14 protein-coding genes are annotated in these 22,684 nt (G+C 50.4%); 6 read left to right on the top strand and 8 right to left on the bottom strand.

Annotated features, from left to right (window positions below; translation table 11 throughout):
* The first annotated feature begins 83 nt into the window (after positions 1-83).
* Positions 84-1,133 (top strand): metallophosphoesterase, encoded by a 1,050-nt coding sequence (locus IEX02_RS02655; RefSeq protein ID WP_188689887.1) that lies wholly within the window; start codon positions 84-86, stop codon positions 1,131-1,133.
* 21 nt (positions 1,134-1,154) lie between these two features.
* Here the strand turns inward: IEX02_RS02655 and IEX02_RS02650 are convergent, their stop codons facing one another.
* Positions 1,155-2,357 (bottom strand): anhydro-N-acetylmuramic acid kinase, encoded by a 1,203-nt coding sequence (locus tag IEX02_RS02650; protein ID WP_188689884.1) that lies wholly within the window; start codon positions 2,355-2,357, stop codon positions 1,155-1,157.
* 228 nt (positions 2,358-2,585) lie between these two features.
* On the opposite strand from IEX02_RS02650, the gene IEX02_RS02645 reads away from it, so the two are divergent.
* The 3 genes from IEX02_RS02645 (at position 2,586) to IEX02_RS02635 (ending at position 6,656) form a co-directional block, all read left to right on the top strand.
* Positions 2,586-5,309, top strand: a complete 2,724-nt coding sequence (locus tag IEX02_RS02645) for a TonB-dependent receptor domain-containing protein (protein WP_188689881.1) — start codon at positions 2,586-2,588, stop codon at positions 5,307-5,309.
* A gap of 170 nt (positions 5,310-5,479) precedes the next feature.
* Positions 5,480-6,223, top strand: a complete 744-nt coding sequence (locus tag IEX02_RS02640; RefSeq protein WP_188689879.1) for a GntR family transcriptional regulator — start codon at positions 5,480-5,482, stop codon at positions 6,221-6,223.
* A gap of 25 nt (positions 6,224-6,248) precedes the next feature.
* Positions 6,249-6,656, top strand: a complete 408-nt coding sequence (locus IEX02_RS02635) for a DUF1801 domain-containing protein (RefSeq protein WP_188689876.1) — start codon at positions 6,249-6,251, stop codon at positions 6,654-6,656.
* A gap of 259 nt (positions 6,657-6,915) precedes the next feature.
* Here the strand turns inward: IEX02_RS02635 and IEX02_RS02630 are convergent, their stop codons facing one another.
* The 7 genes from IEX02_RS02630 to IEX02_RS02600 form a co-directional block, all read right to left on the bottom strand.
* Positions 6,916-7,722, bottom strand: a complete 807-nt coding sequence (locus IEX02_RS02630) for an endonuclease/exonuclease/phosphatase family protein (protein WP_188689873.1) — start codon at positions 7,720-7,722, stop codon at positions 6,916-6,918.
* 80 nt (positions 7,723-7,802) lie between these two features.
* Positions 7,803-10,019: a GH92 family glycosyl hydrolase gene (locus IEX02_RS02625; RefSeq protein ID WP_188689870.1), complete on the bottom strand. Its 2,217-nt coding sequence runs from the start codon at positions 10,017-10,019 to the stop codon at positions 7,803-7,805.
* The gene (locus tag IEX02_RS02620; protein ID WP_188689868.1) at positions 10,016-12,229 is read right to left on the bottom strand and encodes a GH92 family glycosyl hydrolase; all 2,214 of its coding nucleotides are present in this window, start codon (positions 12,227-12,229) and stop codon (positions 10,016-10,018) included. Before IEX02_RS02620 ends, IEX02_RS02625 begins: the two co-directional genes overlap by 4 nt.
* A gap of 63 nt (positions 12,230-12,292) precedes the next feature.
* Complete coding sequence (locus IEX02_RS02615) at positions 12,293-13,480, bottom strand: AGE family epimerase/isomerase (RefSeq protein WP_188689865.1); 1,188 nt, start codon at positions 13,478-13,480, stop codon at positions 12,293-12,295.
* Positions 13,477-14,490 (bottom strand): carbohydrate kinase family protein, encoded by a 1,014-nt coding sequence (locus IEX02_RS02610; RefSeq protein WP_188689862.1) that lies wholly within the window; start codon positions 14,488-14,490, stop codon positions 13,477-13,479. The genes IEX02_RS02615 and IEX02_RS02610 overlap by 4 nt, the downstream gene beginning before the upstream one ends.
* Positions 14,487-15,737, bottom strand: a complete 1,251-nt coding sequence (locus tag IEX02_RS02605; RefSeq protein ID WP_229702003.1) for a sugar MFS transporter — start codon at positions 15,735-15,737, stop codon at positions 14,487-14,489. The genes IEX02_RS02610 and IEX02_RS02605 overlap by 4 nt, the downstream gene beginning before the upstream one ends.
* A gap of 42 nt (positions 15,738-15,779) precedes the next feature.
* Entirely contained in the window at positions 15,780-18,113 is a 2,334-nt protein-coding gene (locus IEX02_RS02600) for a GH92 family glycosyl hydrolase (protein ID WP_229702002.1), read from the bottom strand.
* 304 nt (positions 18,114-18,417) lie between these two features.
* Between IEX02_RS02600 and IEX02_RS02595 the strand changes: the two genes are divergently transcribed.
* A complete protein-coding gene (locus tag IEX02_RS02595) occupies positions 18,418-19,431 on the top strand; it encodes a LacI family DNA-binding transcriptional regulator (protein ID WP_188689860.1) in 1,014 nt (337 codons plus the stop codon).
* A 350-nt stretch (positions 19,432-19,781) separates the two neighbouring features.
* Complete coding sequence (locus tag IEX02_RS02590; protein WP_188689857.1) at positions 19,782-22,682, top strand: TonB-dependent receptor; 2,901 nt, start codon at positions 19,782-19,784, stop codon at positions 22,680-22,682.
* Positions 22,683-22,684 lie beyond the last annotated feature (2 nt).

Genomic DNA, 22,684 nt, shown 5'->3' with positions numbered 1-22,684 from the left:
CTGATGAAAACGGGCGCTTCGGCGCCCGTTTTATTTTTACCCGCTGATAGATAAAGCGAGGCCCTATGTGGTTTAAGAGGCGCATGCATAAGATATTAATTTTATTCGGATTGGTACTGGCATCATTGGCTGTTAGGGCTGACTCGCTGGACGATGGCCCCTATGTGTTTACCGGCCAGCCAAACTGGCAAGCATGGTGGGTGTGTGCGGGCAAAGCGAGATCGCAGGCACTTGTGGTAGCTCAACAGGTTGTCAATATTGAGGATTGTGGGCTGCACGCACAGTTGTATCCAACTGAGGCGGAGCGCCCGGCGCTGGTGCATGAAGAAAAGCCACTGAAGCTGGCTGCCATCAGTGATATCCATGGACAGTTTGGGCTGTTTAAAACCTTACTTAAGGTACACAAGATTATTGATGCGCAGGGTAACTGGCAGTTTGGTCAAGGGCAGTTGGTGATTACCGGGGATATTTTTGACCGCGGGCCCCGCCAGACTGAAGCGCTTTGGCTTATCTACCAGTTACAGCACCAGGCGCACACTGCGGGAGGCAAGTTGCACTTCTTGCTGGGGAATCATGAAGTCATGGTACTGAATGGCGACCTTCGTTACCTCAATGATAAGTACGAAAAAGTTGCTAAGGTGCTGAATAAATCATTTCCTGCCTTATACGGCGAAGATACTGTGCTGGGGCAGTGGCTGCGCACGCGCAATGTGCTGGTCAAAGTTGGGGATATGCTGTTTTTGCACGGCGGCTTACATCCTGAACTCGCTAAAGAAGGACGTACTCTGACTGAAATCAATCAGGTGTTCTCCGGCCAGCTAGTGGAAGACAAAAACAACCCCAGGGAAGGCTTTACCCGTTATCTGCATAAGACCAATGGGCCTATCTGGTACCGTGGCTATTTTCGTTTCCCTAAGGCCAGCGACGAAGACATCGACCTTTTGCGTAGCCACTTTGGCGTGAATAGCATAGTGGTGGGGCATACTACACAAGAACAGGTATCCAGCTTTTACGATGGTAAGGTGATAGCCATCGACAGCGGCATTAAGAACGGCGAAAGCGGTGAAATACTGCTGATTGAAAACGGTAAGCGCTATCGCGGCTTATTAGATGGCAGCCGCGTTAGCTTGTAGCAGGCCGGATAGCCAGGCAGATTAATCCGGAAAGCTAATTTTACCCATAGTGACGCTGGGGATCCCCTCTCTGGCGTTACCAAACTGAGCCTTGCCGCCGGCCACACATTCGTTGGCCAGCAGGGCAAACAGCACGGCTTCTTTGGCATCGGGGTTGATGCCCAGATCGTTGGTGGAGTGCACTGAGACCTGCGGTAACTGGCTGCGGATATTGTCCATCAAAAGCGGATTGTGTACCCCGCCGCCGCTGCCATACAAGTGGTACTCTCCCAATGCCCCCGCACAGCGGTTTAGGGCGTCCACAATCATATCGGCAGAAAAGCGATTCAGGGTGGCCATCACATCTTCATGACTGAGCTGCTGTGTCTGGCTGGCTGTTTGGGCACGGGCAAGATAGTCCAGATTAAACAGCTCTGGCCCGGTGGTTTTTGGGAAACCCTGAACAAAAAAGTCATGGGCTTTTAAGGCGCTGAGCAGAGCCTGGTTTACCTGACCGGCGCGGGCAATGGCCGCATCTGCATCATAGGTTTTAGGCGCAAAGTACTTTTGTACGTAAGCATCCATCAGGGTGTTACCTGTACCTACGTCTGTGCTGAATACCGCCTGTGCGTCGAGACTGGCCGGTAGAAAGGTAAAGTTGGCAATACCGCCCATATTCAGCATTACGCGATTCTCGGTGCGGTCGGCAAAGACCAGAAAATCCCCATACACCGCCAGTGGCGCGCCTTCTCCGCCAGCGGCAATATGCTTTTGACGGAAATCGCTGATGGTGATGATACCGGTTTTGACCGCCAGATGATCGCCGTCACCGATTTGTAAGGTGGCATTGGGCATGTCTGCCACGCCATGCAGGGATTGAGGCGCATGGAAGATGGTTTGCCCGTGGCTGGCAATCAAGTCGATATCTTCAGGCTGGCACTGCCAGTTTTTCAGACACTCGAGAATCATTTCACCATGCAGGGTCCCTATCCAGGGGTTGAGTAAACAGACCTGCTGTAAGTCGACATCACGCTTAGAAAAGATATCGCGAATCAGACGTCGGTATGTATCGTCATACTCTACTGTGGTGAACTCCAGCAGTTCAACCTTGCTTTGCAGGCCGTCGCCGTGAATTTTACACAGCGCCACGTCCAAGCCATCCAAAGAGGTGCCGCTCATCAGGCCGATAATCAAGCGTTCTGTTTTGCTGGAAAGTTGTTGAAGTGTCTCGATATGGCGATGCATGGCAGGCCTCCTGCTGGGAAGTGGTATTAATTTTGTACGCTTAACTTTCTGACTCGCTTATACACAAGAGTCCACCAAGTTGTAAACCCAATTGATCAGGGTTTACGCGGCGTACCCTGGTGTCGGGGCCGAAAGTTCGCGGGTCTTTGGTTTGACTAATGGTATCTGATGTATCAAAATTTTTTAATACCAATTTAATACCATTGTCATAATTGCATAGGACGTTAAATGAAGAAGAACAAAATTACCAGGCTACTGGCCTGTACCGCTACCACCGCACTCGTTTCACAATTTGGCTTACTGGCCACTGCTCAGGCTCAGGAAAGTGCTGAAACCAGTGCTGAAGTTATCCAGGTTACAGGGTCGCGTATCGCGCGTAGTGAGCTGACTGCTACCAGCCCTGTGGCTTCCATCGAAAAAACTCAGCTGCAACTGGACCGCGCGGTCACAGTTGAAGATATCACCGTCAAGCTGCCTCAGGCTGCGGGTGGTGCTAACAGTACTGGTGCGACCGTAGGCGACTCGTTGGGTTCATCGACCCTGGATCTGCGTGGCCTTGGGCAAAACCGTACTTTGGTATTGATCAACGGTACCCGAGCGACGCCCTTTAGTTTCCGTAACTCGGTTGACCTGAACAGTATTCCAGCCGGGCTGATTAAGCGTGTAGACGTGCTGACTGGCGGTGCGGCAGCCATTTACGGTGCCGATGCGGTAGCCGGTGTGGTGAACTTCATTATGGACGATCAGTACGAAGGTCTGGAACTGTCCAGCAGCTACGAGATGCCAAGTGGCGGCGGTGAGCAATTCAATATGGATGCGATTTTTGGTGGCGACATCAATGATGGTCGCGGCCATGTGACCGGCTACCTGGGCTACTCAGAGCGTGAGGAACTGTTGGCCGGTGAGCGTGACTTCACGTCTGCCACTAAGACGCTGGTTGCTAGCCAGGGGGGCAACTTCACCGATATCGCCAGCGGCAATTTCTTTGCTTTTGATGATGCGGGTAATTTTTCTGCCACCCGTCAAACCACAGATGTCACAGCCGAGCGTTTCCTGATTCAACCCCTTAAGCGTTTAAGTGCTGGGGTGTTCTTCAATTATGATCTGGCCGACAGTGTAGAAGCTTATGGCCGCGCTATGTTTACCCAAGTGCGTGTCACAGGCGCCGGCTCTACCGGTCAGACGCCGGTTGCGGTGAATGAACAAGTGCGTATCAGTGCCGATAATGCCTTTATCACTGACCAGTTCCGTGACCTGTTGACCTTCGATGCCAATGGCGAAGCGCTGGTGAATGTGGAGCGTAATCTGGGCTTGGGTATGCAGCACACCAAAACCACCCGCAATACGTTGCAATTCCAGGTAGGTTTGCGTGGCGATATTACCGATAACATCGCTTGGGATCTGTACGGTCAGTACGGCCGTACCGATGGAAAGGCCACAGTGTATAACAACGGTGTGCGCTTTGATGCGGGCGGTAACAGCCGTTTTGCCGCCATTGCCAATTCCGTGGATATTTTCAATCCCAATACCGACCTGAGCAGCCTAAGCAGCCCGGTGGTTCATTCTGACCGTCAGCGTGAGCAAAGCATTGTGGCGTTGACCTTCTCCGGCGATACCCTGGGATTATTCGAGCTGCCTGCCGGCCCGCTTAGCTATGCGGTAGGTTATGAGTATCGTAAAGAGCATGGTATCCAGACTGCTGGTAGTGCACTTCGCAGTGGCACCGCTTATGGTTTGGGCGGTATCTTCGATATGGACGCTGAGTTTGACTCCAAAGAGTTTTATGCCGAGGTATTAGTTCCGGTACTGGTTGATCTGCCTTTTGTGCAAGAGCTGAATCTGGAAGGGGCTTATCGCACCTCCGATTACTCCAACACCGATTCTGCCAACACCAATAAGTTGGGTTTGAGCTGGACTATCAATGATGATGTGCGTTTGCGCGCTACTCGCCAGACCGCTATTCGCGCGCCAAATCTGGGTGAGTTCGCCGGCCCTGAGACTGCACTGTCTCTGGCCTTGTTCGACCCTAACAGCTCACAGTTTGTGCCTCGTCTGGGCGGTCGCTTTGACGGTGATCCTTGTTTAGATGGCCGTGGCAATGCTGAACAATGTGCGCGTTTTGGCGCTGCGGCACCTGGTACTGCCTTTGATACGTCACAGGCCATTTATACCTTTGGCGGTAACCCGAATATTCGTCCGGAAGAAGCCGAAACCTACACTGTAGGCTTGGTATATACCCCAGATTACATCGACGGCTTTGACCTGACGCTGGATTACTACGACATCGAAATTTCAGATGCGGTCAGCCAGATTCAGCCTATCGCTGCCCTGACCAACTGCTACATCGATAATCCGGTTGCCGATAATCCATTGTGTGGTGCGGTACTGCGCGACCCTAATACCGGTCTTATCAGTCAGACGCTGGTTAACGATTTGAACCTGGCAACATTGAAGCAAGCCGGTATTGATATCGGTGCCCGTTACCGTTTCGACTCCGTGCTTGGCTTCGGTGAAACCCTGCAAATCAGCTATCAGGGTAATGTTGTTACCGAGCAGAAGCGTCAGGACAACGCTACGGTTGCGGCCCGTGACTGTAAAGGTACCTTTGGTACTGCCTGTACCGGTGACTTTGCCAGTATTTTGCAGGCCGATTATCGCCACCGCGCCGCCATTGATCTGTTTATCGACGAGGTCAATGTACAGCTAAGCTGGCGCCGTATTGGTGATGTTGTCAATGCTCTGGATGCGACAGACACTATTTCTGCGCAGAACTATATTGACCTGGCCGCGTCCTGGGAAGTATCTGATGAGCTGCAACTGACCTTTGGTGTAGACAACCTGTTCGACAAAGAGCCACCTATGCCTAAAGGTGCCGCTAACCTGTTTGGCACCGTAAGTGACTACGATGTGATCGGTCGTTCCTTTGGTTTGTCGGTTCGTTACCGTCCATAACCTCTATTGACAGGCGGCGGCGTTAGTCGCCGCCTTTTTTATTTGTACAGTAGACTGCATTTTGAAAATAGATATTCTGTTACATCAGGCTGCCAGCTTGTAACTGGCATTAACGCTATTCACAGCGCTGTCGACGGAGTTCGACGGTGTTCAAAACAAGGTTCGCAGTGATGCACGCTTTTCCAAAACAATTGACTCCTAACCTGCATGATGCCACACCACTGTACCGCCAGTTGGCCACTCATATACGTCAGCTGATTACCGATGAGGTGGTGAAAAGCGGTCAGGCCTTACCCTCTGAGCGTGAGCTGATGGAGATTACCGGTACCTCAAGGGTGACCATTCGTAAGGCGTTGGAGCAATTGATTGAGGAAGGCTTACTGGTGCGCCGCCAGGGCGCCGGGACTTTTATCGCGCCTGGTCGGGAGCAATCCGGTCAACGACTGACCGGTTTTAGTGCTGACGCAAAAAGCCGGGGGGAATCCCCAAGTTCGGTTTGGTTGGTGAAAAGTTGCGCCAAAGCTACCGAAGATGAAGCCAAGCATCTGGGGTTGAATGAAGGTGATGCCGTGATGCGTTTCAGCCGCTTGCGTTTGTCCGATGGCGAGCCTCTGGCCATAGAGCATGCGGTGATCCCGGAATCTGCTTTGCCTTCTCCTGATGTGGTAGGCGACTCCCTTTATCAAGCCCTGCGTGAGTATGGTAAGCACCCTAAGCAAGGCACGCAAAAACTGCGCGCGTCGCTAGCCTCGCCAATTGAGGCCGGGCTGCTGACGGTGAAAGAAGGCAGCGAGGTGCTGCGTATTGAGCGCCAGACCTATCTCAGCGACGGCTCAGCGGTGGAATATACCCGCTCGGTCTATCGGGGCGATAAGTATGTTTTTGTGTCTGAACTACAGGATGTTGGAAGCTAACTAGACGTTTTTAGAGGGATTTATAATGAATGCTGATGTGCAGATAACAATCGATAGCTACCCGGCAGAAGTAAAGCCAGTCTTTTCTCTGTTGCGCCAATGGCTGTATGACATCGCGGCGGAGGAAGGGTTAAATCCTGTCAGCGAATCGTTGAAATGGGGAGAGCCCAGTTATTCGATAAAAGGCGGCAGCCCGGTGAGAATAGACTGGAAAGCTCGTCGTCCAGAGATGATTCAATTGTATTTCCACTGCCAAACCCTATTGGTGGAAACATTTCGTGAATTGTACCCGCAAACCTTTGAATTTGAGGGAAACCGGGCATTACTGCTACCTGTTCGTCGCTCCCTTCCTGAGGCCGCCATCAAGCATTGTTTTCACCTTGCTCTGACCTATCACAAACGCAAGCATTTGCCTTTGCTTGGTGCTTGTTAAGCCTGGTTAGCCTATGGGGTGTCATTTTTAGTGACACCGCTATCCCAGACTCTCTCTTTGATTGATATCACTCTCTTTGCTACAAGCAAGTGGATGATTTAAGAGATGATTACCCACCCTTCGTGTTCTTCTGATCTTCGAGGTGAGAAAACAAAATTCAAATTAACACGAAGGACACGAAGGGGGTAATAGCTACCGCCACCTATCTAAGATTTTGATTCTCTTGATGTAATCCGACGCCTTGGTGGTGGTTGAGCACTTAGAATATCAGCTTTGCCGAAATAGGGTAGTGGTCGGAAATATACACCCCGTCCTTTATAATTTGATGGGTTTGATACTGTGAACTGCCGATAGCCTTATCGGTAAAAATATAGTCAATTCGCGCAGCCGATTTTGTCTTACCAAAGCCGTTGAAAGTGGCCGGAGCTAACTTATCGGCGGTATCGCTAAGCCTTTCAGTAAGTAGTTGGTAAGTGGCATCAGAAGGGCTGGCATTAAAATCTCCGGTGATAACTACCGGTAAGCCCTCACAGCGGTTGCTGATTTGCGCCAGCAGCAATGTTGCCGCATGTTGCCGGGCGAGGTCACTGACATGGCTAAAATGGGTGTTAAAAAAGCAAAAGCGCTTCTGGCTTTGCTTATCAAAAAACACTGCCCAACTGGTAACGCGGGGTAAGTGAGCCCCAGGGCCTATAGAACCGACCTTATCCGGCGTTTCCGATAACCAAAAATATCCATTCTTTTTTAATTCCAGCCGGTCGAGACGATAGAGCACAGGGACAAATTCCCCAGCTTGTTTGCCATCATCCCGGCCCACACCGAACTGCCCGTATTCTGGTAGTTGTTGTCCCAGCCATTGCCATTGATGGGCCAATACTTCCTGCAGGCCGACAAGATCCGGTCGCTGCGTTTGTAGGTGCTGTGTGACCATGGCTCTACGCTGTATCCAGGCGTTTTCTCCATCTGCTGGATTGTCATAACGCAGATTAACGCTTTCCACCATTAGTGGCGTGGCAGCGCAAGGTAGACAAAGCAAAAACAACAATAGAACAGCGGCTTGGTACATTGACCTGGCTCCTTAGCAAAGGCGGTAAAACTGCAGGGCAAAAGCGCAGCTCTTGCGCCTTTCCCCTGAATAACGTCTATCTACTGGATAATCAGGTGGCCACCCTGAACCAATGACTGATGACTTAAAAATGGCCGTGCTAATGGACCCTGGTTAAACTCAGCCTGGGTGTCTGAACGCGCTTTAGGTTTGCCTTTTTCTATCACCAGGGTTTTACCTGGGTAGTAGTCCTGATTTAACTTTAAGGTCACTTTGTCAAAGCTTGGATTAAATAGCGCATAATCCATTAAGCCGGGGCTGACCGGATAAATCCCCATCATGGCAAAGGCTAACCAGGCCGACATCGTGCCGGTATCGTCATTACCGGGTAGACCGGCAGGATGGTTGCCATAGTGACTGGCAATCAGCTCACTGGCGCGCAGGGATGTGCGTGCGCTTTGTCCCGCTACGTAGTTGTAGAGAAAGGGGTAGGTGATATCCGGTTCGTTGGCCATATCAAAGTTGCCGGTCTCAAAGGTGGCGTCCAACTCCTGCACAAAGGCGCTTTCGCCACCCAGTAAGTTAATCAGTCCCGGCGTGTCATGGGGTACATAAAAGCGATAATTCCAGGCGTTACCCTCAATATATCCAGGGGCCGGCTCAAAGTTTCGACCTAGCTCTGGATCATAAGGTGTTAGCCATTGCCCCTGGCGATTTTTGGGGCGAAGCATACCTGTGCTGGCATCAAACAATTTACGGTAGTTCATAGCGCGGCTGAGGTATTTCTGCTGGTCTGCGGTTTTGCCCAGGGCGCCGGCCAGTTGAGACAGATTAAAATCAGCCAGGTAATATTCCAGGCTGGTGGATACGCTACCGTCATAGGGGCCTTCATCGTCAACCGGCACATAACCTAAATCCAGGTAGTCGTTGTTTTCGGGTCTGAGTAGGTTGTGCTGGCGTTGTTCTGCGGCCCTTATCATGGCTTGATAGGCACTTTGTATATCAAAGTCGCGAATACCGCGCAGGTAGCTGTCGGCAAGCATTGGGGTGGCCGGGTCGCCGACCATGACCTGGGTTTCCATGCCGTACAGCTCCCACTTAGGCAGCCAGCCACTCTCTTTGGCCATGGCGACGGCTGAATTGAGCATATCGCTTTGCAGCTCGGGGTAAAGCAGGCTTAGCAAGGGATGTAGATTGCGATTAGTATCCCATAGCGAATAGATGGTATAGCGATTTTGCTTGCTGTTTCCCACGCCTTGTTGGCCCATTAATGGATAGTCGCCATTGACGTCTTGCAAAATATTGGGATGGATAAGGCTGTGGTAAAGCGCCGTATAAAAGAGGGTCTTGTTGGTCTCTGTGCCTTCAACTTCAACCCTATCCAGCAGCTTATCCCAGGCATTGACCGCGGCCTGGCGAGTTTTGGCAAAATCAAAGCCAGGCTGCTCGGCGTCAAGGTTAGCGCGCGCGTTTTCTATGCTGACAAAAGAAATTCCCAGCTTAACTTCTATGGCTTCGTGGGCCTCGGTATTAAAGCTAAACCAGGCACCAATATCATCGCCTGATAAGGTCTGACGATAACCTGCATAGGGCTTGATGCTGTCGTTATAGCTGATCCAGTCGGCTTCCACATTTTGGTACTTGGGCATTTTCTTCCAGGCGCCAAACTCAGCCGCAGCTTTACTAAAGCGGGCCACAAAATAAACCGGTCGCACGTCTTCAGGGTTATAACAAAAAGTGCCGAGCATACGGCTGCCTTCTACTTCTCGTTCTGACACCACCTTTAAGGAAGCGCCGGTTTCATTGGTCAGGCCCAGGCCCAAATTCAGTAAAATATGTGACTGGCCGGCCGGGAAGGTAAAGCGACTCAACCCGGTGCGCAGTGTGCTGGTCAATTCGGCTTTCACCTGATACTTATCAAGCTGGCTGGTGTAATACCCTGGGCTGGCCTGTTCGTCCGAGTAGGTGCTGCCGTATTCCCTGGCGTTCAAATTCAACTTTCCGGTGGTAGGCATCAGCAGCATTACTCCTGCCTCAGGGCAACCTACGCCGCTGAGATTTAAATGGCTAAAGCCAGTGAGGTAGCGATTTTCGTGGATATAAACCCTGGAATTCCAGGCGGCGTCTTTTTCAAACTTATTCAAGGCATCGCCAAAGGCCACGTTAAACGGCGATAACGAGGCTAACGCATTAGGGTATTGTGCGCCCGGATGGGTGGCGCCAAAGTTTGAGGTGCCGATAAAAGGATTTACATACTGACTGTTGCCAGCCAGTGCGCTTGAACTAACCAGTAACAAACTTAGCAATAACGTCTTCATGGCGTTTCACTCATAGTAAAGACCAGTTCGCCGCCGGCCAAAATGTCTGAATGGCGCAGGCGGAAACCTTGTAATGGTTTACCGTTCAGGGTGACTGCCTTGACATAAACCTGTTTCGGTCCTTGATTCTCGGTGCGGATTTTAAACACTTTACCGTTCTCCAGATGAATATCGGCGCTTTGCACCTCGGGGCTGCCCAGCACATATTCACCAGACACCGGATCCACCGGATAGAAGCCCAGGGCGCTAAATAGGTACCAGGCTGACATTTGCCCGGCATCTTCGTTGCCAGCCAGACCGTCAGGAGCGGTGGTGTATAGCTCATGCATAATCTGTCGAACCAGCTTTTGGGTCTTGTGGCCTTCGCCAAGATACTGATACAGGTAAGGCACATGGTGGCTGGGTTCGTTACCATGCACATACTGGCCGATATAGCCTGAAATCCATTCTGGGAAGGTCTCGAGATCCTGAACTGTGTTGAACATCTCATCCAGCTTGGCACTGACTTTTTGGTGTCCGCCCATCAGTTTTATCATGCCATCCACATCATGGGGCACGAAGAAGCTGTATTGCCAGGCATTGGCTTCACAATAGTCTTCTGGGTGATAGGCATTAGGATCAAAGGGTTCACGGAATTGGCCTTGTTCATCCAGTGCCCGCATAAAACCGCTTTGCCCGTCAAAGTGGTGCTTGTAGTTTTGCGCCCGCTTGGCATAGCGCTGATAAATATCCTCTTTGCCCAGCGCTTTGGCCAGAACGGCAATAGCCCAGTCATCATAGGCGTATTCCAGAGTTAGCGCGACGTTCCACTTGCGCTCGGGGAAGGGCACATAGCCAAGCTTTTGGTAGCTGGCCAGGCCAAACTCGTCCTGTTCGGCACTTTGTAATACGGCGCTTAATAACTGCTCGCCATCGATGTCGGTCAGACCTTTTAGATAGGCATCTACCAACACGGGAACCGAGTGATAGCCCATCATCATATCCGTTTCATTGCCTTGGAATATCCACACCGGCAGGCGTCCAGCTACATGATAGTGGGCCATCATGCTGTCCATCATTTCCCGGGTACGACGCTGATCGATAATGGTTTTCCACGGATGCAGGGCGCGGAAGGTATCCCATAAGGAGAAAAACTCATAGCGGGGGTATTTACCGGTTTGCTGAATGCGGCCATCCGGGCCCTTATAGCTGCCATTTAAATCAGAGAAAATCCGTGGAGCCAGCGAGGCGTGATACATGGCTGTATAGAACTGTTTAAGATTATCGGCGGTAGCAGCCACCGTTACTTTGCTAAGTTCATCTTGCCAGGCTTGCTGTGCAGCCAGCTTAGTGCGCTCGAAATCCAATTGATGAACCTCGGCGTCCAGATTGGCTTTAGCGTTCTCTATGCTGACCGAACTAATGGCGGTATGGACTACAATCGAGGTGTCGCCGTTCAATTCAAAGTCCATTTCCAGGCTCAGGGCTTCGCCAAAGGCCTTAGCTTTTGTTAGGGGGCGGCCGTCCGCTTTAATCAAATGTTTGGCAATAGGCCGTGAAAAGCGGGTGTAAAAATACACCCGTTGGTCTTCAGCCCAGCCGGTGGAACGGCGGTAGCCGCCAATACTGTAGTGATCGAATACTTCCACATGGGTGGCTAAGGTTTTATCCCAGTTACGGCTGTAGTCTAAGTCCAGACGAATAACACCTTGCTTGGTGTCTTCGGGATATTGATAACGTTGTATACCGCTGCGCACACCGGCGCTTAACTCAACGTTAATATCATAATCTTGCAAATACACCTGATAGTAGCCAGGGCTGGCCTGTTCTTGTTCATGGCTGAAATGCGAGATAATAGTGCCGTCTTCAGGCCCACCCTCTGTTTTGCGCTTTTTATAGGGCCGGGTTAATGGCATAAAGGAGATGTCGTACAAGTCACCCGCACCCGTCCCGGATAAATGCGTATGACTGAATCCGGCAATGATATTGTCCGGGTAGAAATAGCCTGCTATCCAATCCCAGCCAGTACGGCCATTGTCTGGACTCAGTTGCACCATACCATGGGGCACCGTAGCACCTGGGTAGGTTTTGCCCTTGCCATCGGTACCAATGAATGGGTCAACATAGTCCAGTGGATCGAGCTTTGGAACTGCACTTTGGTGCTTGGAGGGGGAGGGGGTGTTGCAAGCTGCTAATAGCGTCATCAGCAGTAAGACGGCAATCTTCTTCATGACATCCTCATTTTTGTCAAACCGACAGCCCACCCTTAGGGCTGACTGTCGGTTGGCGGCGTTTTACTTCAGCGTGCTTTGACCTAAGTCGCGCAGCACTTCAAAGCAGGCACCCAAGGTGTGATAGTCACACTTGGCACCGGCGGCGCTCTTCTGATTGGAGTATTTACTGTTGTCTCGTCTGAGCACTCTGAACCAGGCGCCGTATTGATGATCCACCATATGCTCCCAGCTGTATTGCCACAGGGCCTGATATCGTGTCAGGTACTTTTCGTCGCCGGTCACTTTATAAAGCATGGCCGCGGCGGCAAAGCTCTCTGCTTGTACCCAGAAATATTTGTCGTCGTCACACCAGTTACCCTGCGGGTCAAAACCATACACCAGACCACCTTGTTGCGCATCCCAGGCTTGCTGGTAGGCACGGTCAAATAGCGATTTTGCGCGTTGCACCTGCCAGTCCTGGGGGGCATGACGATGCAAAATCAATAACAGCTTAGTCCATTCTGTCTGATGACCTGGCTGAAAGCCCCAGGGGCGGTAAAGATTTTTCGGATCCTCTTTGTTGTATTCCCAGTCAGGCTCAAAGTTGGGCGTGTAGTGTTCCCATACCAGACCATCGGTCAGGTCAGCTTGGCGCACTGCGATGTTATGGGCAAGCAATTTAGCACGTTCCAAAAATTGGCTAAGACCTGTTGCTTCATAGGCCGCCAGCATGGCTTCACATAGATGCATATTGGCGTTCTGGCCACGATAGTCGCTAAGCTCGCCACTGGCGCTGATTTCATCGGCATACAAGCCGTATTCTGCTTGCCAGAAACGCGTTTCCAGCAGGTCGTAAACCATGAGTAGCTTGCTGTCGTCGCTAACCAATCCTGATTTGCGAGCCGCTGCATAGGCCAGCAATACAAAGGCGTAACCATAAGCCTGTTGTGTCATATCCAGAGGTTGGTGATTGTCCAGGGTCCAGGCATAGGTCTGGCTCTCTGCCTGAAAGTGCACCTTTTCCAGATAGTTGAGGCCGTGACGGGCAATGCCAAGGTAGTCCTGGCGGCCGAACAACATGCCGGCGGTTGCATAATTAACGATGATCCTGGTGCTGCTGACTAACTGCTTAAAGTGAGTGTCGAACAGCCGACCGTCATCAAGGAAGTTCTGATGATAGCCACCACTGGTATCCACCACTTTGTCGGTATAGAAATCCAGAATGCTCTGGCAATGGGCAATAAGAAAATCTTGGGATAGGAAATTCATACCTGGCTCCGGAATAAAGCGGGATTAAATGCTGTCAGGCTGTGCCCATGGGCGCGTAATTGCGCTTGAACGCTAGCAAGGTCCGGCAAAGCCGGGAATGCGCCGGGTTGGGTAACCGCATAGGCACCGCAATGGCTGGCAAACAACAGCAGGGATTCAAGTTCTGTAGGTTGGGTAAAAATGTTCTGATTGTCAGTAAGGCAGCTCAAACCATAAAGCACGCCACCAATAAAGGCATCACCGCCTGCTGTGGTGTCCACCGCTTTGACGCTGGGAGGTTGGATGCTACCTTGGTGGCTGGGCGTGTAGTAGTCAATGCGATTGGCACCATCGGTTACCAGCAGCAACTGGCAGCGGGCATTGAGGCAATGTTTTAAGTAAGCATCGGTCTGGCCCTCGGCCAGGTACTCAAGTTCATCGCGGGAAAATTTAACCAGATTTGCTTGTTCTACCAAAGCATTGACCAATTGGCGATCGGCCTGGCCACTGGCCCATAAATTATGCCGCAGATTGACATCAAAGCTAATGAGGTTGCCCGCCTGGCGGGCAGACGCCACTATATGCTTGGTGCAATCGGCAATCCCTTCAGTGGTCAGGGTATTACTGCAAATATGCAAAATAGTCTCACCACTGAACCACTGCTCATTGACTTGGTGCTTTTCCAGCACCACGTCGGCGGTGTGATGGCGATGAAAAGAGAAGCTGCGATCGCCATTTTCATCCAGCAAAACAAAAGCCAGTGCTGTCTTTGCCTTTGGATGTTTTAGTAAGAAACGAGTATCTACGCCGTATTGGGTCAAGGCATCGGCGAGAAATTCACCAAAGGGATCTTGCCCCACCTGACCGGCAAAACACGCCTGGCCACCCAGTTGGGCTACCGCGACCGCCGCATTGGCCGGCGCGCCGCCTGGATATTGGCGAAATTCTGGAAGCGTAAGGGGCCCCTGGCATGTGGTGCCCACGTTTAAAAAATCGATTAAGGCTTCGCCAAAACACAGTACTTTTTTCATGATTGCGCCTCTGCGGTATTCATTTCAGGAACCGCTCTGGCACCGTAGAGCGCGTACCAGCCGATATACAGATAAGCGAACATAGGCACAATAAAGCTGATTTGCACTGAGCTGTGGTCGGCCACCATTCCTTGCAGCAATGGCAAAATGGCACCACCTACTATGGCCATACACAGCAAGCCGGAACCTCGTGATGTCAGACGTCCCAAGCCGCCAATGGCCAGTGAGAAAATGGTGGGGAACATAATAGAGTTAAAGAAGCCCACAGCCAGAATAGACCACATGGCCAACTCGCCCACACTGTTGATGGACAGGATGATAAGGCCGATAGCCAGGGTGGCATTGCCTGCCAACACATAAACTGGGGCAACAATACGGGTCAGGGCGGCACCGATAAAGCGACCAATCATGGCGGCGCCCCAATAATAGGAAACCATGGCGCCGGCTTGCTTGGTGCTCAAATTACCAATATGGCCTTCAGCAAAGTAATTGACCAAGAAGCTACCTATGGCTACTTCTGCCCCTACATACAAGAAGATAGCCAGCACGCCGAACATCAACTGGCGATGTCCCAGTACTTCTGACCAGCTGGGTTTGGCTTGTTCGTGAAGATCGGCGTGGATATCCGGCAGCTTAATGGCTTTAAATAACAAAGCGACCAGCAGCGTGGCACCGGCCAGGATAAGGTAAGGGAGTTTGACCGCATCAGCACTGATGGCTGCGCTGGCGGCACCAAAAATCAGCACGGTGCCGAACAGAGGGCCCAATGTATGACCCAATGAATTGACCGCTTGGGCCAGATTTAAACGGCTGGCACTGGTTTTTTCGGGGCCCAGAATGGCTACATAAGGGTTAGCCGACACCTGCAAAACCGTGATACCGGCTGCCAACACAAACAGCGCCAGCAGAAACACACCGTACACTTTCACTTCTGCTGCCGGATAAAACAGGGCGCAGCCCAGAGCAATAGTACAAAGACCGGTAATAATGCCGCGGCGGTAGCCGATTTTCTCAATCAGCATGCCGGCAAAGGGCGACACAATAAAGTACGCGCCAAAAAAGCAGAACTGCACCAGCATGGCCTGGGTGTAGTTCAAAGAGAATACTTCTTTAAGGTGTGGGATCAGAATATCGTTTAGGGCGGTGATAAAGCCCCAGATAAAAAACAAAGTGGTCATGGAGGCAAAGGCGAAGTGTCCTCCTTTTACCTGGCCACCGGCCACCGGACCTGTTTGAAAACCTGCCATAATCTTGTCTCGCTATATGAAGGGCGCAAGCGCGCCCATACGTTAGGGGCGTGAAGCCTCAAGTGACATGGAATAAGGTTGGGCTGAACTACTGCTTGCCCAGGCTTTGTTCGGGGTTTGTCCCATGTCGAAGTGCAGTTTGCCTCCGGCCTGAATCACATGATGATTCAGCCAGCTTTTATCCAGCGCCTTGCCATTTAACCAGGCTTGCTGAATATAAGGGCTGTCGGCCTGATTGTTGCTGGACTCGACTACAAAGGTCTTGCCGTCTTCCAAGGTTAAGGTGACCTTGTCAAACAACGGACTGCCAATCACATATTCTGGTGTGCCGGGGGTGACCGGATAGAAACCCAGTGCACTGAACACATACCAGGCTGAGGTCTGGCCATTGTCTTCGTCGCCGCAGTAACCGTCGGGGGTGGCGGAATATAGCTTGTCCATCACATCACGTACCTTGTACTGGGCTTTCCAGGGCTGGCCCGCGTGGTTGTACAGATAAATCATATGCTGGATAGGCTGGTTACCATGGGCATAGTTACCCATATTGACGATCTGCATCTCGCGGATTTCGTGAATGGTGAAACCATAGTAAGAGTCGTCGAACAGCGGCGGCATATCAAAGACCTGATCCAGCTTGTTGATAAAGGCTTGTTGTCCGCCCATCAACTGTTTGAGTCCTTCAATATCGTGGAAAACCGACCAGGTATAGTGCAGTGCATTACCCTCGGTAAAGGCATCACCCCATTTCAGTGGGTTAAAGGGAGCCTGGAAGCTACCGTCTTCATTCTTGCCGCGCATCCAACCGGTTTCACTGTCGAACAGATTGCGGTAATTCAGTGAGCGCTGACGGAATAACTCGGCATCCTGGTCCTTACCTAAGGCTTTGGCCAGCTTATATAGATTGAAGTCTGCAAAGGCATACTCCAAGGTGCGAGCCGCATTTTCATTAATACCCACATCGTAGGGTACATAGCCAAGCTTATTGTAGTAATCCACACCTTCACGGCCGACAGATGTCATGGGACGCCCCTCATTCACCTCGGCGTTTTTCTTGACTGCTTCATACAAGGTTTCCATATCGAAACCACGGATCCCTTTCAAATAGGCATCAGCGATATTGATGGCGGAGTTTGAACCAACCATGACGTTACGATGGCCTGGACTTGCCCATTCCGGCAGCCAGCCAGATTCTTTATAGGTGTTTGCCAAACCTTCCATAACCTGGGCATCCAGCTCTGGATACATCAGGGTGAAGAAAGGGAACACGGCACGGAAGGTATCCCAGAAGCCGTTGTCGGTGAACATATAGCCTGGCAGCACCTCACCGTTATAGGGGCTGTAGTGCACTAGCTGGTTGTTCGCATCGTATTCATAGAACTTGCGGGGGAAGAGTAGTACCCGGTACAAAGCTGAATAAAAAGTACGTACCTGGTCAAGATCCTGATCTTCAACCCGGATTCTGGATAGCTCCTTCTGCCAGGTCTGTCTGGCCTTAGTTTGGGTTTGAGCAAAGCTGTCCTGGCCGATTTCACGACTCAGGTTAAGCTCGGCTTGTTCCAAACTAATAAAAGACGAGGCGACCTTGGCATGTACCTGCTCGCCCCTTTTGGTTTTAAAGCCAATAATGGCGCCGACGTGCTCGCCTTCACTCTGCAGACTGTTTTCCTGCAGCGTCCAGTCGTTGTGCCAGGTATGGGTGAGCTCGAAATCTTTGTCGAATTGCACCACAAAATAGTTATGGAAGTTGTCGGGGACACCGCCGTGGTTGTTGCGCGCATAGCCGATAATCTTGCGCTGCTCAGGCAAAATCTTAACCATAGAGCCCTTGTTAAAGGCATCTAGCAGAATATAAGCCTGGTCACTGTCCGGAAAAGTGAAGCGAAATTGTGCGGCGCGTTCCATGGGAGTGACTTCCATGGTTGTGTCGTAGTCGGCCAGGTAGACTGAGTAGTGGTCCGGGCTGGCGTGTTCTGCTTTGTGGGAAAACCATGAGGCGCGCTCGTCTTCTTTAAATTTCAGCGAACCTGTTACCGCCATAAAGGAAAATGCACCATAGTCATTTAACCAGGGGCTGGGTTGATGGGTTTGCTTGATACCACGCAGGGTATCGTCGTCATACTTATAAGCCCATCCATCACCCATTGGTGCGGTCATTGGGGTCCAAAAATGCATGGCCCATGGGGTGGCGATGGCCGGGTAAGTGTTACCGTTGGACAAACTGAACTTGGAGTCCGTACCCATCAGGGGGTTAACATATTGAACCAAATCGTCGGCCACCAGATTAACTTGGGATTGGGGCGACATCTGGGCTGTCTGGTTGGCACAGGCCAGCAAGGACAAGCTGGCAGCGACAAGGCAGGCATTACGCATCATCATGTTTTCCACTCAATTGTGACCCAAATGTGCAATACGCAGCTGGGTCAAGTTAACAATTCGTAAAACTGTAATCGATTACATCTGCAGCGTCTAGATTAAAATCGTATTATGGTTAAAACTAGCAGATTAAACGGCAATAAATCCTTTTAAAGGCCATATTTTGTCTGGTTTCGGCAACTTGTGTTATCGATTACATCTTTGCTTGCTATTGCCTTTATGGGGTGAAATCATATAAACAGATGGACTGCGCGTATCGCCCCAGCCAATGGAAAGGGCCAGTAAACAACAGGAATAGTTAGCATTCATGACGAATATAAAGAAGGTAAGTGAGTTAGCCGGTGTTTCAACCGCAACAGTGTCCAGAACCCTCAAGAGTCCTGAGCTGGTGACCGAACATACCCGAGAGAAGGTGATGAAGGCTGTGCAGCAAGCGGGCTATCGGCCGAACTGGCTGGCCACTAGCGTGAAAACAGGCAGATCTAATTCTATTGTGGTATTGGTACCTAACCTGGTTAACCCTTTCTTTATGCGAATTATCGAAGGTATAGAGCAGGGCGCGCAAGAAAAGGGATATTCGGTACTACTGGGCGATACCCAGGGGAAAGCTAGTCGTGAACATGAGTACGCCAGTATGGTACTGACCAACAGGGCCGACGGATTAATACAGCTCGATCACTCCTTTCCTTTTTCCGCCAACGATGCGGCTTTGGCCGAAAAGGTGCCTATGGTCAGCGTGTGTGAACGTATTGAAGGTGAGCGTCGTTATCCTTTTATCGAGCTGGATAACTATGCCGCGGGCAGAGCATTGACCCATCATTTGATTAGCTATGGACACAGTCGTTTTGGCATTATTGCCGGGCAGCGAACCAGCCAGATCCACCACGACAGACTCGCCGGTATCAAGAGCGTACTAAAGGAAGAAGGGATAGATTTTGCTGACAATATGCTGGTGGGAGGGAGCTACCGTATAGAGACTGGTATTGAAGGGATACAGCAGTTATTTGACCGGGATGTGCCAGTACCGCCTACGGCTGTCTTTTGTTTTAATGACGATATTGCCGTTGGTGCCCTGTATGAACTCAAGCGTCGAGGGCTGCGTGTACCACAAGATGTGTCTATTACCGGCTTTGATAATGTCAAAGTGTCGGCTTATATGGACCCGCCTCTGACAACGGTTGATCAGCCTGCCTATGAGATGGGCCGTCGTGCGGTCGATGTATTGGCGCAGCTGATTAATCGTCAGCCTTTGCAGCGAACGCGCGAAATCCTGCCATTTCAGCTTTTGGAAAGAGGAAGTACCGGGCCGGTTAAAATCTGAACGGCCTGTTCTTGGTTTCTGAAAGTAACATTTTTAAACATCATTTCTGCTTTTGCTTCCAATTCTCTAATTTCAAAAAGTTCATATAAATTAGTGTTTTATTTGTTTTTTCTGGGTTGGGGTTAACTTCTTTGGTTAAAAAAATGTTATTGCTAACCTTTTGGAACGTTGACAGCTTGTAGCCAGGGGGCTAGTATTTTATCCAGTTTGTAATCGATTACATTTTGGTTTTGTGGTCAATTGTAATCGAGAGATTTTAAGTAAAAGTGTAATTCACTGAAATTAAAGGCTTATTTAGTCTTGTTGTTGATTCTGTGTTTACGATTACATTCATGCAAGTGGAGAAGCCAATGGCTACCTGGAACACAACAAAAAATACCTCACCCTCAAGAGGTTTTGCCAAATCCCTGCTGTGCTTGTCAGTGTTGACTGCAATAGGGGCGCATGCCCAGGCACAGGAAACTGATGAGCAACAACAAGCCCAAGAGACCGAAGTGATTCAGATTCGTGGTATTCGTGCCTCGGCATCTGAAAACCTGGCGGTTAAACGTCTGTCCAATTCGGTGGTGGAGGCCATCACCGCCGAAGATATTGGTAAGTTTCCGGATAAAAACGTGGCAGATTCATTGCAGCGTGTTCCTGGTGTGGTTATTCAGCGTGACGGTGGAGAAGGGGCTACGGTAAGTATTCGTGGTTTGTCCTCAGATCTCACCTTTACCCAGCTAAACGGTAACTTTATTGCGTCTTCTCCCGGCGAGCCTTCGCGCTCTTTTTCCTACGCCTTGCTGCCATCCACCATGATTGAGCGGGTGGAAGTGTTTAAATCTTCCGAAGCCCGTCTGGATGAAGGCGGCATTGGCGGTACAGTGTTAATGCACAGCCGTAAGCCGCTGAGTATGGATAAAAATTCCGGTGTACTGAATGTGGAGTACACCAACTCAGATATCACTGATAAGTATGAGCCGCAATTCAGTGGTATTTATTCCTGGAAAAACGACGATGAAAACTTCGGTATGTTGTTTGGCTATACCCGCCAGGACCGTACCAATGGCTCGCAAAGCTCCAGGGTAAATATCATCAATACAAACCTCCTGTACCAGGAACGCAAAGATAATCAAGTGGTTGAAGGTGGCGCGCAAGGCTATGCGCCGCAAAGTATGGTGCAGGAAATCTGGGAAGAAAACCGTGAACGCGAAGGCTATCAGTTTACAGCCCAGTGGCGGGTAACCGACAGCCTTGAGTTTGGTATGAACTACTTCCGTTTTACCTTGGGTCAAGATGCAATACTAAATCAACTTGAATACCCTGAATGGCACAATGGAGATAAGTACTGGACTGATGTTCGTGTGGATGCTGAGGCGCAATATGTTACAGGTATTGATTACTCGGTTGGTGTAAGCGGTGCGCAGGAAATTGCCGATATTCCACGTATTAATGGTGAGTATATTGCTGAAGAGTCTACCTCTGACACTTTCGATTTTTATGCTACTTACGAGGGGGACAACTACAAAGCTAAACTGACCTTTGGTAAAACCGAGGCAGAGGGCGGCCCGTCCGAAAAGTACCGCGCAGCTTACTACGCAAAAGAAGCATCGTTGTTTTATGGCTATGATCTGTCCGGCCATCGTATGACCACCTATATGGATCCTAATATGATCAATAATCTGGTGGCAGGTATTGGTGGGGATCCTGATGTGGGGGCAACAGATTCAAGCTTTGTTACTGGCACGCAGGAAGAGAAATACGCCAGCCTGGATGTGGATTACTATGTTGATTGGGGCATTGTAGATACCTTACGTTTTGGTGGTAAATACCGTAAGGGCGAGATTCATCGCGATACCCGTAATACTTTCTATCTGGCTCCGGACTTTGATATTGCGGCAGCTGAGGCCAGTGGTGGCGTGAGTCTGGATGATGATTACTCTCGCCATGATGGTATTCCCGATATTACCACAGTGATTAAACCTGAATCCTTGGGTAATTTATCTGACGTAATCAATACTAATTTGTTCCCAGCCGTTGACTGGCATAAGTACCAACAGCATCTGGTGGACAACTTTGTTAAATACACCCGTATTGAGCCAAATTATGTATACGGCGTAGAAGAGGAAATTGCTGCTGCCTATATGCAGGCTGATTATCGTTATAAGAGTCTGCGCGGAAACCTGGGTCTGCGTTATGTTCGCACTACCACCGTTTCTGGCTCGTCGGACAAAATTGTTTATCGCTTGGATTGGAAGGATGACGACGGAAACGATTTGCCTATCGATGAGCAGCGGGTAGAGAACTTTGTTTATATCGAAAAAGAAAACACCGAAAACAAGTTACTTCCCAGCTTTAACCTGGTTTGGGACATCGATGATAATTGGGTGTGGCGGGTTGCTGCAGCCAAAGTTATGTCCAGACCAGGATACGATGATTTAGGTAAATATCAGGAGCTGATTTATACCTCCAATGAATACTCCAGTGACCGGGCCGGAGCGCCTAACTTTGACTTGATTAAAGACACCGAAGGTTGGTATGGCGGCGGCGGTAATACCAACCTGGCACCGATGGAGTCCACCCAGTTTGACACGTCTTTGGAATATTACTATGGGGAAGGTTCTGGTTTTGGGATCGCTTTCTTCCGCAAGGAGATCGACAATTTCATCGTGCCGCTGAGAATCGATGTGAAGCGTAGCGCGCCAGAAATGGAATTTGTGTTGGAACATGCTGGCGGTGAAGTGGTTAGAGCCGGCGGAGATGATTTAACCATTCGCGACTTTGGCACCACGGCAAATGGCAGTGACTCTACGTCAACTGGGACAGAAGTGTTCTGGCAGCACTTCTTCGACAATGGTTTTGGTCTTTATGCCAACTATACCAGCAACAAGACTAATGAAGCCGATCTTTCCGACAACGGTGAGAAGATTGGTACCTCGCCGTTAATTGGTAGTTCCAAATACCAAATGAACTTCTCCGCGTTTTATGAAGACGACCTCTTCAGCGTCAGGGCCTCCTATAACAAACGTGGCCCGACTGTTGGTGGATATAACAGTTATTGGGATACCAACTATTACACGGCCAAATATGACCAGGTGGATATCAACGCCAGCTATAACCTCACCGACAATCTGGTGCTGTCAGCCTCAGTGATCAACCTGACCAAATCGGACACCTACCGACACCTGGGCAACGATACGGATAATCGCTTTATCCAGAATGCCTACAGTGGTCGTCGTTTCTATATGGGTGCTACCTACAGGTTCTAAGG

It is taken from the genome of Bowmanella pacifica, assembly GCF_014645355.1.
Lineage (GTDB): Bacteria > Pseudomonadota > Gammaproteobacteria > Enterobacterales > Alteromonadaceae > Bowmanella > Bowmanella pacifica.
Note: the sequence above shows the minus strand (reverse complement) of the source record. Positions and strands in the feature narration are given on the sequence as shown.